Below are 15,310 nucleotides of genomic sequence, written 5' to 3'. Positions count from 1 at the left end.
GCGCGCACTGCAGAGTCCGCGCGACCGACGCGCGCGCGGACGCTTCGGCGTGCCCTGCCGACTTCTCAGCCGCGCTGCGTCCCGATCCGGTTCCCGATCCACCGCCCGATCTCGATCAGCACCACGCCAGCCGCGGCGCAGCACACCGCCGTCAGCGTGTAGCGGGCGTTGCTCGGGTCCAGCTGGAAGATCTCCCGCGTCCACGGCAGCAGGAACATCAGCGCCGAAACCACCGCCATCGTCGCGACCAGCGCGGCCTTCCACCAGGTGTAGGGCCGCGCGACGACGGCCAGCACCCACAGCGCGAGCGCCATCAGCGTCATCAGCGCGGTGGTGCTCGCCTGGACCTGTTCGGCGTCGGTGGTCGCGTTGCCGGGGTGGACCAGGATGTAGGCGACGAACGACGCGGCCCCGATCACCACCCCGGCCGGGACCGCCATGCGCAGCACGCGGCCGACGAATCCCGAGCGGGCGCGATCGTTGTTGGGGGCCAGCGACAGCACGAACGCGGGCAGGCCGATGGTGAACCAGCCGACGATCGTCACGTGCCGCGGCAGGAACGGGTACGGCATCGCGTCCAGGCCGATCAGCCCGGGCACGCCGACGATCAGCGCCAGCAGCACCGAGTACACGGTCTTGGTGAGGAACAGGTTCGCGACGCGTTCGATGTTGCCGATCACCCGGCGGCCCTCGCCGACGACGTGCGGCAGGGTCGCGAAAGCGTTGTCCAGCAACACGATTTGCGCGACCGACCGGGTCGCCGGGCTGCCCGCGCCCATCGCGACGCCGACGTCGGCGTCCTTCAGCGCGAGGACGTCGTTGACGCCGTCGCCGGTCATCGCGACCGTGTGCCCGCGTGCCTGCAGCGCGGCGACCATCGCCCGTTTCTGCGCGGGCGTCGCGCGGCCGAACACGGCGGTGCCTTCGAGCTGGTCGGCAAGCTTGCCGGGATCCTCGGACAGCGTCCGCGCGTCGACCGGGGCCTCGCCGCCGGGCAGGGCCAGCGCGCGGGCCACGCCGCCGACCGACACCGCGTTGTCGCCCGAAATCAGTTTCACCGCGACGCCTTGCGCGGCGAAGTAGTCCAGGGTCTCGCGGGCGTCGCCGCGGATCTTCTGCTCCAGCACGGCCAGCGCCACCGGCGTGACCTTGCCCGGTCCGTCCGGCGCGTCGACCGCGTTCGCGGCCCGGCCGAGCAGCAGCACTCGCAGGCCCTGCGCGCCGATCCGCTCCGCTTCCGCGCGCTCCTCCGATTCGGCGGGCAACAGCACGTCCGGCGCGCCGAGCACCCAGTCGCCGTGCTCGCCGAACGCCGCGCCGCTCCACTTGCGCGCCGACGAGAACGGCACCACCGCGGTCGGCGTCCAGTCCGGCGCATCCGGGCAGCCCTCGGCGATCGCGGCCAGGCTGGCGTTCGGCCGCGGGTCGGCGGCGGCGAGCGCGGCCAGCACGGTCTCCGGGGCCTCGCCCGCGTCGTGCAGCCGCCGCAGCTCGGACAGCCGCATCGTGTTCTCGGTGAGCGTGCCGGTCTTGTCCGCGCAGACGACGTCCACGCGGGCCAGGCCCTCGATCGCGGGCAGTTCGTTGACCAGGCACTGCCGCCGGCCCAGCCGGATCACGCCGACCGCGAACGCGACCGACGTCAGCAGGATCAGGCCCTCCGGGACCATCGGGACGAGCGCCGCGACCATCCCGCGCAGCGCGGCGGGCAGCTCCTGCGAACCGGAAAGCTGGTTGTAGATCGACAGCGCGCCGGCCGGGATCAGCAGGTAGGTGATGACCTTGAGGATCTTGTTGATCCCGTTCCGCAGCTCCGAATCGACCAGCGTGAACCGGCCCGCCTCCTCGGCCAGCTTCGCCGCGTACGCCTCCGAGCCGACCTTCGTCGCCCGGTACGCGCCGTTGCCGGCCACCACGAAACTGCCGGACATGATCTCGTCGCCCGCGCGCTTCACCACCGGGTCCGATTCGCCGGTGAGCAGCGATTCGTCGACCTCGAGCGCGTCCGCGGACAGCACCTCGCCGTCGACCACCACCTGGTCGCCCGCGCCGATCTCGATCACGTCGTCGGCCACGACCTCCTCCGGGGCCAGCTCGGCGCTGGTCCCGTCGCGGCGCACGCGCGGGCGCACCTGGCCGACGATCGCGAGCCGGTCCAGCGTCCGCTTGGCGCGCAGCTCCTGCACGATGCCGACCACGCTGTTCGCCACGATCACCCCGGCGAACAGGCCGTCCAGCAGGTAGCCGGTGGAGAAGATGATGACCGCGAGCACCGCGAAGATCGCGTTGATCCGCGTGAAGACGTTCGACCGGACGATCTCCCACGCGCTGCGGCTCGTGCGCGAGGGCACGTCGTTGGTCCGTCCCGCGGCGACCCGCTCGGCCACCTCGGCCGCGGTCAGCCCGCGCGTGCTGTCCTGCGTGAGCAGGCCCTCGTCCCCTGACATGGGGTCGACCTTACGCAATTTCCGGGCAAACCCGTCACGCCGCCGCCCCTGCCGGGTCCGCCCGTTCGGGTGACCCTGGGCAGGCCGGCGGCCAAGACGGGGCGGGCGGGGGTCAGCTCAGCCACTGCTTCGGCGGCGGGTAGACGTACCGCGCGATGGTCGTGCTCGCCCAGCCGATGCAGAAGCCGCCGAAGACCGGCAGCACGACCCGCACCTCGTGCCCGCCGCGAAGCAGGCCGAGGAGCAGGAAGACCAGCCCCCAGGCGACGAGCAGCCCGGCGCTGTAGGTCCAGTAGGTGCGATACCTGCGCATGGCGACCTCCCGATGCTCTTGTTCCCGAGTGTTCCTCGCGCAGATCTCGTTTGCAGGTTCACCGCGAGATTTTCGGTATTCGAGCGGCTAAACCGGTCTTTTGCCGCCTTTCCGCCGGAAACCGAGAGCACCGGAATACGGCTATGCTCAATTCCGTGGTGCCGGAAACAATTGCGCCTTCACGCGGCGGCCGTCGGGTGGGACTGTTGCTCGCGCTCGTCCTCGCCGCCGCGGGCTGCTCGTCCGCGCCGTCGCCTCCGCCGCGCCTGTCGCCGCCGCTCCCCGACGCCCCGCTCGACCTCACGCAGTTCACGGCCAAACCCTGCGACCTGATGACCCACGACCAGCTGGTCACCTTCTTCGTCAGCGACAAGGGAACGACCGCTCCGGCCGCCGGGAAAACCGTCTGCACCTGGATTCCCCACGACACGAAGGCGCTGACTTACACCGCGTCGGTCGACACCGCCTCCGGCGGGCTCGAAGCCCTCTATCGCCACCGCGCCGCGATTCCCGGCTTCGCGCCGACCTTCGTGCACAGCTACCCCGGGATCCACCGCGACAACCGCGACGGCCAGTGCACCGTCGAAACCGGCGTCGCCGACGACACGCTGCTCAACGTCACCGTCACGGCCACCGACCCCAAGCTGGACGCCTACAGCGACCCTTGTTACGAGGCCGACCGGTTCGCCGGAATCATGATCGCTTATCAGGCCAATCGAGCGCCCTGACCGTTCAGACCAGCACGCAATCCCCGCATTTCGGGCCGTCGCGATCCGGCGTCGCGCGATAGAACAGACAGCAGCTGCGGCGGCGGAACCGCCCGTTTTCCCGAGTCGCGGTACCGGCCAATTCCGGCAATTCCTCCAGTGCGGCGACGATCCCGGCGACCCGGTCAGTCCACTCCGGACGCTCGGAACGCAACACCGTCAGCGCGCCGTTCAGCGCCGACGCCACGTTCCCCCGCCGGACGTTGCGCGCCAGCGAGAACTGCGCCATCGCCGTGTCCAACCGCGCCAACGGCCCGCGCAACACCCGCGCGGCGAACGCACTGACCACATCGGACTCAACCGGCGGATTTTCCTCCAGGGACAACGGAAACGCGCCGCCCAGCTTCGGCTGCCACCACGCCGTCGCGTAGTCCGGCACCGCTCCCGCGCCGACGGCGAGGCCCAGCGCGGGCGAAATGATCCGCGCCGCCAGCCCGAGATGCGCGATCGACGCCGCGACCCGCGGTTCCACGAAATCGCCGCCCAGCACGGCCCGGTTGTGCGCGACGCGTTCGCGCAGCACCGGGCCGTCGTCCAGGACCTCGGACAGAAGACGCCACGGCTCGGCTGGTTCCCCGGCCGCATGCGTGTCGACGGCGAAGAACGGGCCCAGTCCGGTCAGCGGATTCACGCCTCGACGGTAACCGCGCGCCCGCGGTCCAGCACGCGTTCGGCGAGCGGGCCGAACACGAGCGCGATGGTCCCCCACAGGATGACCTGCGCCAGCACCGAGTACAGCCGGAATCCGACGAGCGTGTCGGCTGGGAAGCCCGGGTACACGATCCGGCCGTCGGGGCCCTTGAGCGGCAGCGGGGTTTCGCTGGTCTGCGGGCCGTACTCGGCGACGTTGGCGGCCAGCGAACCGAGCGACGGAAGCAGCGCCATCAGCAGCGCGGACAGCACGACGAACCCGGCGCCGGCGACGAGCGTCGCGTTCCAGTTGCCCAGCTTCGGCGCGAGCCGTTTGCCCGCGACGACGGCCGCGACCAGGAAGAGCACCGACCCGACGACCATGGTCAGGTACAGCCCGGTGCGCGCGCCTATGGTGGCCTCGTGCCCGATCGCCGGCGGGTTGGCCGGGTACTTCAGGAACGGCACGAGGTACAGCGTCAGGAAGCCGGCCCCGGCCACGAGCACCGCCAGCACCCGTGCCCGGATCCGGCCGACGCGGCCCAGCAGCACGGTGTAGGTCACCGCGAACAGCAGGCCCATCGCGACCCCGAAGAGCACCATGCCGAGCCCGATGCCGAGGTTGCCTTGCACGGCTCGGCTGAAAATCTCGTGGCCCTCGTGCTCGCTCGGCATCCCGGCGGCCTTGTCGAGCGCCATCTGCGCCTCGTCGCGGCCGGATTCGTAGTCGATGGCCGCCTGGGTCAGCGGTTCGGCGAAGATCCGGGCGAAGACGAACGCCAGCGCTCCGCCCAGCGCTCCGGCGAGGAGGCCGCGCAGAATCAGCTTGTTCTGCATTGTCCAGTTGTCCGTTCCGGGCGCGTCAGTGGCAGGGGAAGCCGAGGAAATGCCGCGCGTCGTGGACGAACTCGTGCACGTGCGTGTCGCTGCCGAAGATCGAGACCGCGCCCTGGTCGACGCCGATGAAGTAGTACAGCAGCAGCGCGCCGACAATGGTGGCGCCGAGCAGCAAAGCGGCTTTCGACACGGGCAGAACGACCGGGGTGGACCGGTCGGCCGGAATGGTGGCCATGGCTCTCCTTCGGGATGACGCGTCCCTTGCGGGTGGACCTGACGACGGCTCCTCGACCTGACTCGCCCGGGATGGGCACACAGTGGCGCGACCGTGCCGGAATCTCACCGGCTTCGGGAAGCCGTCGCGCGAGCAGCACGGTACGGCGGTGTCCGGCCGGTCGTCAATCGCCCGAGCGTCCGGGGTGTCCGCTATCGCCTGGTTCGCGCGGCCGGTGTGCGCGGGGTCGCACCGAACGGAGCAAGGGCGCTCACGCCGGGTCGCGGCAGCGCCGCGACCGGGCGTGAGCGGATCCGGCGTCGCCTCCCCGCCGCGAGCGAGGCGTTGCGCGTCCAGCGGGAAAGCTATACCGTGCCTGAACTAGAACAGGTTACAGTTTCGGCGGGGCGCGGGACTAGGAGCGGACATGGCAGCCAGGGTGGCCCGGAGCAACGAAGCCGACTACGTGGTCGTCGGGTCGGGCAGCTCGGGGGCTGCCGTCGCCGGGCGGCTCGCGGAGTCCGGGGCCAGCGTGATCGTGCTCGAAGCGGGCAAGAGCGACGAGCAGCTGCTGTTGCGCAAGCCGGGGTTGGTCGCGCCTCTGCACGCGGTGCCCCAGCTGAAGAAAATGAGCGACTGGGGGTTCTACTCGGTCCCGCAGAAACATGTTCTCGATCGACGCCTGCCGGTGCCGCGCGGGAAGGTGCTCGGCGGCTCCAGTTCGGTCAACGGGATGGTCTACGTCCGCGGCAACCGGGCGAATTTCGACTCCTGGGCGGCCGAGGGCAACACCGGCTGGGACGCCGACAGCGTCAACGCCGCGTACAAGCGCATGGAGGACTTCGAGGACGGCGAGAACGCCTTCCGCGGCGCGGGCGGGCCGATCAAGATCACCCGCAACAAGATCCCGCAGGAAGGCACGCTGCAGTTCCTCGACGCGACGGCCGACGCGATCGGCTGCGACATCATCGACGACTACAACGGCGCATCGCAGGAGGGCGTCAGCCGGATGCAGCAGAACGCTGCCGACGGCCTCCGCTACAGCGCCTCGCGCGGCTACCTGCACCACCTCGCTCCCCGGACGCTCGAGGTCCAGTCCCGCGTGTTCGTGCGGAAGGTCGTGATCGAGAACGGCCGCGCGACCGGCGTCGAGGTGACCGACGCCAACGGCAAGCGCCGCACGGTCCGGGCGGGCAAGGAGGTCATCCTCTCCGCCGGGTTCGTCGGGTCGCCGCAGCTGCTGATGCTCTCCGGGATCGGGCACGCCGAGCATCTCAAGGAGCACGGCATCGACGTGCTCGCCGATCTGCCGGTCGGCGACAACCTGCACGACCACATGTTCCACGCGCTGACGTTCCAGGTGTCGTCGTGCAAGAACAAGGGCACCGCGCCGTATTTCGCCCGCGGGATGGCCCGCGAGCTGCTCAAGCCGGGGTCGACGTTCCTGGCGAACTCGGTGTTCGAGGCGCTCGCGTTCCTCAAGACGTCGCAGGCCTCGGACGTGCCGGACCTGCAACTGCACCTGCTGCCGTGGGCGTACGTGTCGCCGAACCAGGACGCGCCGGTCCGGCACCCGGTCGACAAGCGGCCGGCCCTGACCGTGCTCGCCACGCTGATCTACCCGAAGAGCCGCGGCACGATCCGGCTCGCGTCCGCCGATCCGGCCGCCGCCCCGCTCATCGACCCGCAGTACCTCTCCGACCCGGCCGACCTCGAAGTGCTCGGCGAGGGATCCGAGATGGTGCGCGAGATCTTCGCGTCGAAGGCGTTCAAGGGCTCGGTCAACGAGGAGATCCACCCGGGGCGGCACCTGCGCGGCCAGGAACTGCGCGACGCGATCCTCAACCGCGCGACGTCGGTGTACCACGGCGTCGGCACCTGCCGGATGGGCGTGGACGACCTGGCCGTCGTCGGCCCCGACCTCAAGGTGCGCGGCGTGGACGGGCTGCGGGTCTGCGACGCCTCGATCATGCCGTCGATCACCGGCGGCAACACCAACGCGCCCTGCATCATGATCGGCGAAATGGGCGCGCAGCTGGTCCTTTCCGGCAACTGACGGGAGCGGAAGCATGACCCTCACCCCGGTCCGGCCCACCCGCCCGGCCACGGCGACCGACGACTTCCTCCGCGGGCTCGTCGCGCGCGTGCCGGGCTCGGGCGGGGCGGTGTGGCCGCTCACCGAGGTCTACACCGGCGACGTCCTCGTGGACCTGCCGCAGTCGACGCCGTCGGACATCGAGCAGGCCTTCGCGACCGCGCGGGCGGCGCAGGCGAAATGGGCCGCGACGCCGCTCAAGCAACGGCTCGCGGTGTTCCGCCGGGCGCATTCGCTGTTCATCGACCGCGCCCGGACGATCGCCGACCTGATCCAGGTCGAAAGCGGCAAGAACCGGCGGATGGCGATCGAGGAAACGTGCGATCCGCCGATGATCATGAGCCACTATCTGCGCCGGGCACCCAAACTGCTGGCTCCGACGCGGCGCGGCGGTCCGGTGCCCCTGGTTTCTTCGTCGACCGAGATCCGGGTGCCCAAGGGGGTCGTCGGGATCATCGCGCCGTGGAATTTCCCCTTCGCCACCGGCATTTCGGACGCCGTTCCGGCGTTAATGGCGGGCAATGCGGTGGTCTTGAAGCCGGACAACAAAACCGCGTTGTCACCGCTGTACGGCGTGCAACTGCTGGAAGCGGCCGGACTGCCGAAGGGCTTGTTCCAGGTCGTGTGCGGCGAGGGCCCGGACGTCGGCCCGACACTGATCGACCAGGCCGACTACGTGATGTTCACCGGCTCCACCGCCACCGGGAAGGTGATCGGCGAACGGGCGGGCCGGAACCTGATCGGCTGCTGTCTCGAACTCGGCGGCAAGAACCCGATGATCGTGCTCCCGGACGCCGATTTCGCCGAGGTGGTCCCGGGCGCGGTCTTCGGCGCGTTCGGCAACACCGGGCAGATCTGCATGCACATCGAGCGGATCTACCTGCCGGAGTCGCGCTACGAAGAATTCAAGGAAGCCTTTGTCGCCAAGGCTTCTTCGCTCGACGTGCGGGCGGCTTACGATTTCGGCCCGGAAATGGGTTCGCTGGTCTCGGTGGACCACCTGCACCGGGTCAAGTCCCATGTGGACGATGCGGTCGAGAAGGGAGCCACCGTGCTGTGCGGCGGGCGGCCCCGGCCGGATCTGGGCCCGGCGTTCTTCGAGCCGACCATTCTGGAAGGCGTCACGAAGGACATGCTGTGCGGGGTCACCGAAACGTTCGGCCCGGTGGTCGCCTTGCATCGCTACCGGACCGTGGACGAGGCCGTCGAACTGGCGAACGACACCGACTACGGACTGAACGCTTCGGTGTGGGGCAAAGACCTCCGCGCGGCTTGCGCCGTAGCCGCACGACTGGAGACGGGCAACGTCAACGTCAACGACAGCCTGGCGACCGCGTACGCCGCCAAGGGAACCCCGTCCGGCGGCGTGAAGACGTCCGGAGTGGGCGCTCGCCACGGGGATCAGGGGCTGTTGAAGTACACCGACGTGCAGAACCTGGCGGTGCTGAAGAAACCGGTGATGAGCCCGCGCCCAGGACAGAAGTACGAGAAGTACGTGGAAGGGATGCTGTCCGGGCTGAAGATGATGCGACGGCTCAGGATCCGGTAGTGTCCGCAATGGACTGTCGGACAACCTGAGCCACCTTTCCGTCCACTTCGGTCAATCCGCTGAGCCGGGTGCGGCGCGTCAACAGCCCGCCTAGGACCAGATCGACCAGCTGCGCGCCCACCTGCTCCGCCGACACCGGACCGGCCGGGTCGAACCACGTCCACGCCCACTGCGCCGAGCCGAAGATCAGCAGGCTCTGCACTTCGACGTCGCACGAACGAAATTCCCCCGACGCGATCCCCTCGGACAACGTCGCCCGCACCAGATCGAGGTATTCCGCACGCATCCGGCGCCCCTCGGCCATCGCCTCGTGGTCGGCGAGCCGGACGACCTCGCGCTGAAACGCGACGGTCGCCTCCCGGTCCACCACTTGATAGAGCACGAACGCGTAGAGCAGCCCGGCCAGCCGCTGCGTCGGCGTCGCGAGGCGGTCACGGATCAGCTTGGCCTCCGCGAGCCGCCGGCGCATGTACGACTCGTGCAGCGCGGCGAGCAGCCGGTCCTTGGTGCCGAAGTGGTGCACGATGGTGCCCTTGGACATTCCCAGCTCTCCGGCGATGTCGGAGAAGTTCGTGGCGTCGTACCCGCGCTCGGCGACGCAACGGGTGAACGTCGCCAGGATCTCGCCGGCCCGGCCTTTCGGTGGCATCGGACCACTGTAACCGAGAGTTTGACCGCTGACCGTCCGTACGGTTACCTTCGTCGTGGTCCCCGGCGACGAAGGAGTCTCGGCATGGCATCGAGCTTGGCGCAGTGGGTTGCCCGGCGCGGCACCGTCACGCCCGAATCGGTCGCGCTCGTGGCCGCGGAGACCGGCGAGCGGATCACGTACGCCGACCTTGAACGCCGGGTCGCGCGCCGGGCGGCCACGCTGCGGGAACTGGGCGTCCGCAAGGGCGACCGGGTGGCGTTGCTGGGCTTGAATTCCACCGGATACCTCGAAACGCTCTTCGCGGCGGCCTGGCTCGGCGCGATCACGCTGCCGATCAATTTCCGGCTCACCGCACCCGAAATCGAATACCTCCTCGACGACGCCCGGCCGGCGGTCGTCGTGCACGACGACACCTTCGCCGCGCTGGCGAAGGCGGCTTCCGGCACCCGGACGCTGGTCAACATCGGCGAACTCGGCCGGACCGAGGACCGCGTCGAACCCGAACCGACCGGAGCGGACGAGGTCGCGGTGCTGATGTACACCTCCGGCACCACCGGCCGGCCCAAGGGAGCCATGCTCACCCACGGCAACCTGGAGGCGAACGCGATCAACGTGCTCACCTCCGGGGAAGGCATCCTGCCCTCGGACGTCACGCTCACCGTGGCCCCGCTCTTCCACATCGGCGGGCTGGCGCTGTTCACGCTGCCGTTGCTGTACGCGGGCGGCACCGTCGTGGTCGCGGGCAAATTCGATCCGCAAGAGACACTCGCGCTGCTCCAGCGGGAAAAGATCACCGTCCATTTCATGGTGCCCGCGATGTGGGCGGCGATGACGCAGGTCCCGGACTTCGATTCCTACGACCTGTCGCGGCTGCGCTATCTGTTGTGCGGCGGCGCGCCCTGCCCGCTGCCGGTGATCGAGTTCTACGAGGGCAAGGGACTGACCTTTGTGGAGGGTTTCGGGATGACCGAGCTCTCCCCCGCCGCGCTGGTGCTGGAATCGGCGTTCGTGCGCTCGCGCGCCGGGTCCGTCGGGCGGCCGTTCCTGCACGTCGAGGCCCGGATCGTGGACGAACGCGACGACGACGTGCCCGCCGGGACGGTCGGCGAACTCGTGCTGCGCGGCCCGAACGTCTTCGCCGGGTACTGGGGCCTGCCCGAAGCGAGCGCCGAAACGATGCGCGGCGGCTGGTTCCATTCCGGCGACCTGGCCCGCCGCGACGCCGACGGTTTCGTGACTTTGGTGGACCGCAAGAAAGACATGATCATTTCCGGCGGCGAGAACGTCTATCCGATCGAGGTCGAACAGGTGCTGCACCGGCATCCGGACATCGCCGACGTCGCGGTGATCGGCGCGCCGGATCCGCAGTGGGGCGAAACCGTGGTGGCGGTGGTCGTGCCCGCCGCCGGCTCTCTCGACGGGGACGCGGTGATCGCTTACTGCCGGGAACGGATCGCCGCGTTCAAATGCCCCCGCCGGGTCGAGATCGTGGACGAGCTTCCGCGCAACGCGACGGGGAAACTGCTCAAACGCGAACTTCGGGCCCGGTACACGAGTTCCGCGGAATCGGTCTCCCGGTAGGCCGGGAGTTTCCCCGCGCGGCACGGCACCGGGTCACCGTCCCGCGGCGTACCCCTGCGCGCCCCGCGAATTCGCCGCCGCCGAAAGCACCCCGGTCTCCGGATCCCGCGCCACCGCGCACAACCGGCCCTCCGACCACGGTTCCCCCACCGTCACGTCGTGGCCCCGGCTTTCCAGCGCGGCGATCGCCTCCGCGCCGATCCGCGATTCCACCGTCACGCTCCCCGCCGCCATGCCGCGCGGGTAGAACGAGCTCGGGAAGCTGTCGGTGTGCCAGTTCGGCGCGTCGATCGCACCCTGCAGGTCGAGCCCGCCGCGGACCTTCTCGCGCAGGGCCGTGCCGAGGAAGAAGTGGAAGTTCCACTGGTCCTGCTGGTCTCCGCCGGGGGTGCCGAACGCCATCACCGGCACGCCGTCGCGCAGCGCGAGCGACGGCGAAAGCGTGGTGCGCGGCCGTTTGCCCGGGGCGAGCGAGTTCGGCAGGCCCGGGTCCAGCCACGCCATCTGCAGCCGGGTGCCGAGCGGGAAACCCAGCTCCGGCACCACCGGGTTGGACTGCAGCCAGCCGCCGCTCGGGGTCGCGGCGATCATGTTGCCCCAGCGGTCGACGACGTCGAGATGGCACGTGTCGCCGCGGGTCAGGCCGTCCTTCGCGACGGTCGGCTCCCCCGCCCCGATCGCCGACGCGGTGACTCCGCCGCCCGCGACGTAATGCACGTGCCGGCTCAACCGAGGCGTGCGGCCTTCCGGGCTGCCCGGCCGCAGGTCGAAGGACGCGCGCTCGCCGATCAGCTTGCGCCGGGCGGCGGTGTACTCCGGGGAAAGCAGCGCCTCGACGGAGACTTCCGGGCTGTCGCCGTACCAGGCTTCCCGGTCGGCCATCGCGAGCTTCGTGCCCTCGATGAGCCGGTGGTAGTACTCCGGCGTTGCGTACTCCAACTCGTCCGGCAGGAGGGCCAGCTGCTGTAAGAAGGACGGACCTTGGCTCCACAGCCCGGCTTTCGCCACGGTCCAGCCGTTCCAGGTGTGGGTGACCGGGTCCTCGTAGGCCGCGCGGAACGCGGCGAGGTCGTCGGCGGTGAGGGTGCCCGCGTGCCGTTCGCCGGAAGAGTCCATGACCGGTTTCGCGGCGAAGGCGGCGAGCGCTTCGGCGACAAAGCCCTCGCGCCACGCCTTCCGCGCCGCCTCGATCTGCGCTTCCCGGCCGCTCCCGGCCGCCTCCGCCTCCGCGATCAGCCGCCGCCAGGTTTCGGCGAGCGCGGGATTCTTCAGCAGCCCACCGGGTTTCGGCGCGACCCCACCGGGCAGATACAGCTCGGCCGACGTGGTCCATTCGTTCTCGAACAGCTCGCGGACGGTCTCCACCGTCGCGCCGACGCGCTCGACCGCCGGGTGACCGTCGGCCGCGTAGTGAATGGCGTACTTGAGGACCTCGCGCAGCGATTTCGTGCCGTGGTCGTGCAGCAGGAGCAGCCACGCCTCGACCGCGCCGGGCACCGCGGCGGCGAGCGGGCCGGTGCCGGGCACGAGGTCCAGGCCGAGCGAGGTGTAGTGCTCGATCGTCGCCCCGGCCGGCGCGGGACCCTGCCCGCACAAGACCTTCGGCGCGCCGCCCGCCGGGGCGAGGATCATCGGCACCTCGCCGCCGGGGCCGTTGAGGTGCGGTTCGACGACGTGCAGCACGAACGCGCCGGCGACCGCCGCGTCGTAGGCGTTGCCGCCGTCCTCGAGCACCGCCATCGCGGCGGCCGAGGCGAGCCAGTGGGTGGACGAGACCATGCCGAAGGTGCCCTGCAGCGTCGGGCGCGTCTGGACCATGGGCCCTATCGTCGCGCGCGGGCGGGCGGTACGTCAAAGGCATCTGAGGCACCAGTCCGATAGCGTATCGCTATGGAACGCCGCCAGCTGGAGTACTTCGTCGCGATCGCCGAGCACGGCGGGTTCACGCACGCGGCGCGGGCTCTGCGGGTGGCGCAGCCGTCGTTGTCGCGAGCGATCGCGAAGCTGGAGCAGGATCTGGGCGTCGAGCTGTTCCATCGGGTCGGGCGCAACGCGGTGCTGTCGAACGCCGGCGAGCTTCTCGCCGAACGCGCCCGGCTGGTGCTGCGCGACCTCGACGCCCTGCGCGCCGCCGCGCGGCTGGCGGGCGACGGACCGGCCGGGCGGATCGACGTCGCGGCCACGTCGTCGTCCGCGCTGGAGCCGGTGATCAGCATCATCGCCGAGATGCGCACGCGGTATCCAGGCGTTCTGGTGAGCACGTCGGCGGCGTTGTCGGCGGCCGAGGTGGTCGCGATGGTGGTGCAGGGCCGGTGCGAGGCCGGGGTGTGCGGGAGCGCGGAACGTCCGGTCGGACCGGGCCTGGTCGCGCACCACCTGCGGGACGAGGAGCTGCTGCTGGTCGCCCCGCCCGGCACGGAAATCGGCTCGGGCGGGACCCTCGAGCGGGCCGAACTCAGCGGCATGCAGTTCGTGGTCACGACTTCGCCGACCGCGGTGCGCGGGTTCTTCGACCGGCTCGCGGCGAGCGTGCCGGACCTGTCGATCGCGGCCGAGGTGGGCGACCGGAGCGTCGTGCTGCCGATGGTGCTGCGCGGAATCGGCGCGAGCCTGATGCCGGACGGCTGGACGGATCTCGCCCGCCGGGCCGGCGCCGAGGTGCTCCGGTTCTCGCCGCCGGAGACGCTCCCGCAGTGGCTGATATATCGGTCCGGGCCGATCAGTGCGGCAACTCAGGCGTTTCTCGACATCGCCACCGGCGGGGCCGACCGCAGCGGCGCGTAAGGGCCGTCCCGGTGCGGCTCCCCGCCGGCACGCGGGACTTCCCTTTCGTACCAACAACTTTACCGGCCCACCCGCCAGACCACTGTCAGCCGATTCCGAGACCGCGCCGGCCGGTTTCGTTCAGCTGCGCGAGAGGGAACCGGTCCGGCCACGACCGTTCGTAATGCTCGGGCGGGAAGTCCGCCGGGCTGGAGCCGGACTCGAACGCCTCCCGCACCGCCCCGGCGTACGCCTCGTTGCGCGGGCACCACGGCGCGGCCGGGATGTACATGACGTTGCCCCAGCCCCGCTGGTCCTTGACCGGCGCGACGCTGTGGATGAGATCGCAGTGCCACCACACGGAATCCCCGGCCCGCACGTCCGGAATCCCGCTGGAAGCCCGCAGCAGCAAGGAATGCCACTTTTCGCTGGCCGGGAACACCTGGTTCACCGTGACGCCGCACATGTCGTCGTCGGGCACGTCGGCCAGCAGCGGGCGCAGCAGCAGATAGCCCATCGCCTCCGGGATCGGCACCGTGTGCAGCACGCCCTGGTCGTGCTCCATGTCCGACAGCGCGGTCCAGCCCTGGAAGGTGCGGAACACCGAACACATCGTCGAGCCTTCGAACTGCGGCCCGGCGGTGCGATGCGCGGCGTCCCACGGATCGTAGGACTCGACGGCGCCGTCGAACAGTTGCCGGAACGCCCGCTGGTACGCCTCGGTCATCCAGAGGTCGAGCGTGCCCGGGTCGAGATGGGTGCCGAGGCCGCCGGAATCCGCGCCCGGCGGGCGGCGGCGGATGCGGTCCGGGTACAGCGAATCCCGGCCGGGGTCGAACCACCGGACGCCGTCGGATTCGGAGCGCCACTGCGCGTTGAGGAACGCCTGCACGCGAGCCATCCGGTCGCTTTGCCGCGCCTCCATCTGCGGCGGCGACCAGTAGATCGGGTAGATCTCCGGCCGCGAGCCGACGGTGCCGAAGAAATCGTCGCCAGGACCGCGGTAGTGCTCGAAGAACCGGTTGCCCTCGACGTAGTCGACGATTCCCTGGTCCCAGGCCAGCGCCTGCTCGCGCGGGAAATGCCCGCGCACGACCAGGCACCCGCGCTTCCGCAGCCGGGCCAGGTCGTCTTCGGAGACCCGGCCCGCCTCGAGGTCGGCGTACTCCAGCACCGGCCAGATCTCCTCGCCGCGCGCTTTCGCCGCCTCGATCTCCTCGACCGCCGCGGCGACGCGGGCCTCGACGACCGCGAACACCTCTTCCACGGTGCGCCCGGACGCCTCGATCCGCGCCCGCAGCGCGGCTTTGGTCTCGCGAATCGCGGCCGGGAGGTCGTCCGGCGTGGTCTCCCAGTGCGGCAACGGGGGCAGCGGCATGGCACTCGCTCCATTCAGGAAGGGCTCCTTACTGAACCGACGGTAAGGCACCCGCGCCGATTCAGGCAACAGTCCTGACTAAAT

General features: G+C 70.4%; 13 protein-coding genes and 1 riboswitch. Of the genes, 5 read left to right on the top strand and 8 right to left on the bottom strand.

Features of this window, described 5'->3' with window-relative positions; all coding sequences use genetic code 11:
• Positions 1-65: 65 nt before the first annotated feature.
• Positions 66-2,447 carry an HAD-IC family P-type ATPase gene (locus tag SSMG_RS14945; protein WP_037713731.1) on the bottom strand — a complete coding sequence of 794 codons (2,382 nt, stop codon included), beginning with the start codon at positions 2,445-2,447 and terminating at the stop codon, positions 66-68.
• A gap of 112 nt (positions 2,448-2,559) precedes the next feature.
• On the bottom strand, positions 2,560-2,760 hold the full coding sequence (locus tag SSMG_RS14940) for a hypothetical protein (protein WP_009077111.1): 201 nt from the start codon (positions 2,758-2,760) through the stop codon (positions 2,560-2,562).
• 197 nt (positions 2,761-2,957) lie between these two features.
• Here SSMG_RS14940 and SSMG_RS14935 point away from each other — a divergent pair, with 197 nt between their 5' ends.
• On the top strand, positions 2,958-3,488 hold the full coding sequence (locus SSMG_RS14935) for a DUF3558 domain-containing protein (RefSeq protein WP_037713728.1): 531 nt from the start codon (positions 2,958-2,960) through the stop codon (positions 3,486-3,488).
• 4 nt (positions 3,489-3,492) lie between these two features.
• Here the strand turns inward: SSMG_RS14935 and SSMG_RS14930 are convergent, their stop codons facing one another.
• The 3 genes from SSMG_RS14930 to SSMG_RS14920 are packed head-to-tail and all read right to left on the bottom strand — an operon-like array spanning position 3,493 to position 5,229.
• The gene (locus tag SSMG_RS14930) at positions 3,493-4,158 is read right to left on the bottom strand and encodes a (2Fe-2S)-binding protein (RefSeq protein WP_100266793.1); all 666 of its coding nucleotides are present in this window, start codon (positions 4,156-4,158) and stop codon (positions 3,493-3,495) included.
• On the bottom strand, positions 4,155-4,994 hold the full coding sequence (locus tag SSMG_RS14925; protein ID WP_009077105.1) for a CbtA family protein: 840 nt from the start codon (positions 4,992-4,994) through the stop codon (positions 4,155-4,157). Before SSMG_RS14925 ends, SSMG_RS14930 begins: the two co-directional genes overlap by 4 nt.
• Positions 4,995-5,019: 25 nt before the next feature.
• Positions 5,020-5,229: a CbtB-domain containing protein gene (locus tag SSMG_RS14920; protein ID WP_009077103.1), complete on the bottom strand. Its 210-nt coding sequence runs from the start codon at positions 5,227-5,229 to the stop codon at positions 5,020-5,022.
• 56 nt (positions 5,230-5,285) lie between these two features.
• A riboswitch (cobalamin riboswitch) is annotated at positions 5,286-5,341 on the bottom strand.
• A 294-nt stretch (positions 5,342-5,635) separates the two neighbouring features.
• On the opposite strand from SSMG_RS14920, the gene SSMG_RS14915 reads away from it, so the two are divergent.
• Both SSMG_RS14915 and SSMG_RS14910 read left to right on the top strand, forming a co-directional pair.
• Positions 5,636-7,264 carry a GMC family oxidoreductase gene (locus SSMG_RS14915; protein ID WP_037713726.1) on the top strand — a complete coding sequence of 543 codons (1,629 nt, stop codon included), beginning with the start codon at positions 5,636-5,638 and terminating at the stop codon, positions 7,262-7,264.
• Positions 7,265-7,277: 13 nt separating this feature from the next.
• A complete protein-coding gene (locus SSMG_RS14910; protein WP_009077098.1) occupies positions 7,278-8,852 on the top strand; it encodes a succinic semialdehyde dehydrogenase in 1,575 nt (524 codons plus the stop codon).
• On the opposite strand, the gene SSMG_RS14905 is transcribed toward SSMG_RS14910, so the two are convergent.
• A complete protein-coding gene (locus tag SSMG_RS14905) occupies positions 8,839-9,501 on the bottom strand; it encodes a TetR/AcrR family transcriptional regulator (RefSeq protein ID WP_009077097.1) in 663 nt (220 codons plus the stop codon). The genes SSMG_RS14910 and SSMG_RS14905 overlap by 14 nt on opposite strands.
• An 84-nt stretch (positions 9,502-9,585) precedes the next feature.
• On the opposite strand from SSMG_RS14905, the gene SSMG_RS14900 reads away from it, so the two are divergent.
• On the top strand, positions 9,586-11,085 hold the full coding sequence (locus SSMG_RS14900; RefSeq protein WP_009077095.1) for a long-chain fatty acid--CoA ligase: 1,500 nt from the start codon (positions 9,586-9,588) through the stop codon (positions 11,083-11,085).
• 33 nt (positions 11,086-11,118) lie between these two features.
• Here SSMG_RS14900 and SSMG_RS14895 read toward each other — a convergent pair whose 3' ends face one another.
• Positions 11,119-12,903: a gamma-glutamyltransferase family protein gene (locus SSMG_RS14895; protein WP_009077093.1), complete on the bottom strand. Its 1,785-nt coding sequence runs from the start codon at positions 12,901-12,903 to the stop codon at positions 11,119-11,121.
• Between the two features lie 72 nt (positions 12,904-12,975).
• On the opposite strand from SSMG_RS14895, the gene SSMG_RS14890 reads away from it, so the two are divergent.
• The gene (locus SSMG_RS14890; protein ID WP_009077091.1) at positions 12,976-13,869 is read left to right on the top strand and encodes a LysR family transcriptional regulator; all 894 of its coding nucleotides are present in this window, start codon (positions 12,976-12,978) and stop codon (positions 13,867-13,869) included.
• Between the two features lie 85 nt (positions 13,870-13,954).
• Here the strand turns inward: SSMG_RS14890 and SSMG_RS14885 are convergent, their stop codons facing one another.
• Positions 13,955-15,226 (bottom strand): YbiU family protein, encoded by a 1,272-nt coding sequence (locus SSMG_RS14885; protein WP_037713724.1) that lies wholly within the window; start codon positions 15,224-15,226, stop codon positions 13,955-13,957.
• Between the last annotated feature and the right edge of the window lie 84 nt (positions 15,227-15,310).

Origin of the sequence: Streptomyces sp. AA4 (genome assembly GCF_000158875.1) — a bacterium.
GTDB lineage: Bacteria > Actinomycetota > Actinomycetes > Mycobacteriales > Pseudonocardiaceae > Amycolatopsis.
This window is presented reverse-complemented; position numbering and strand designations above follow the sequence as displayed.

Excerpts from the sequence above, each read along its gene's own strand:
- SSMG_RS14925 (WP_009077105.1), bottom strand. The coding sequence starts at position 4,994 with ATGCAGAACAAGCTGATTCTGCGCGGCCTCCTCGCCGGAGCGCTGGGC.
- SSMG_RS14890 (WP_009077091.1), top strand. The coding sequence starts at position 12,976 with ATGGAACGCCGCCAGCTGGAGTACTTCGTCGCGATCGCCGAGCACGGC.
- SSMG_RS14920 (WP_009077103.1), bottom strand. The coding sequence starts at position 5,229 with ATGGCCACCATTCCGGCCGACCGGTCCACCCCGGTCGTTCTGCCCGTG.
- SSMG_RS14940 (WP_009077111.1), bottom strand. The coding sequence starts at position 2,760 with ATGCGCAGGTATCGCACCTACTGGACCTACAGCGCCGGGCTGCTCGTC.
- SSMG_RS14905 (WP_009077097.1), bottom strand. The coding sequence starts at position 9,501 with ATGCCACCGAAAGGCCGGGCCGGCGAGATCCTGGCGACGTTCACCCGT.
- SSMG_RS14900 (WP_009077095.1), top strand. The coding sequence starts at position 9,586 with ATGGCATCGAGCTTGGCGCAGTGGGTTGCCCGGCGCGGCACCGTCACG.
- SSMG_RS14915 (WP_037713726.1), top strand. The coding sequence starts at position 5,636 with ATGGCAGCCAGGGTGGCCCGGAGCAACGAAGCCGACTACGTGGTCGTC.
- SSMG_RS14910 (WP_009077098.1), top strand. The coding sequence starts at position 7,278 with ATGACCCTCACCCCGGTCCGGCCCACCCGCCCGGCCACGGCGACCGAC.
- SSMG_RS14885 (WP_037713724.1), bottom strand. The coding sequence starts at position 15,226 with ATGCCGCTGCCCCCGTTGCCGCACTGGGAGACCACGCCGGACGACCTC.
- SSMG_RS14945 (WP_037713731.1), bottom strand. The coding sequence starts at position 2,447 with ATGTCAGGGGACGAGGGCCTGCTCACGCAGGACAGCACGCGCGGGCTG.
- SSMG_RS14895 (WP_009077093.1), bottom strand. The coding sequence starts at position 12,903 with ATGGTCCAGACGCGCCCGACGCTGCAGGGCACCTTCGGCATGGTCTCG.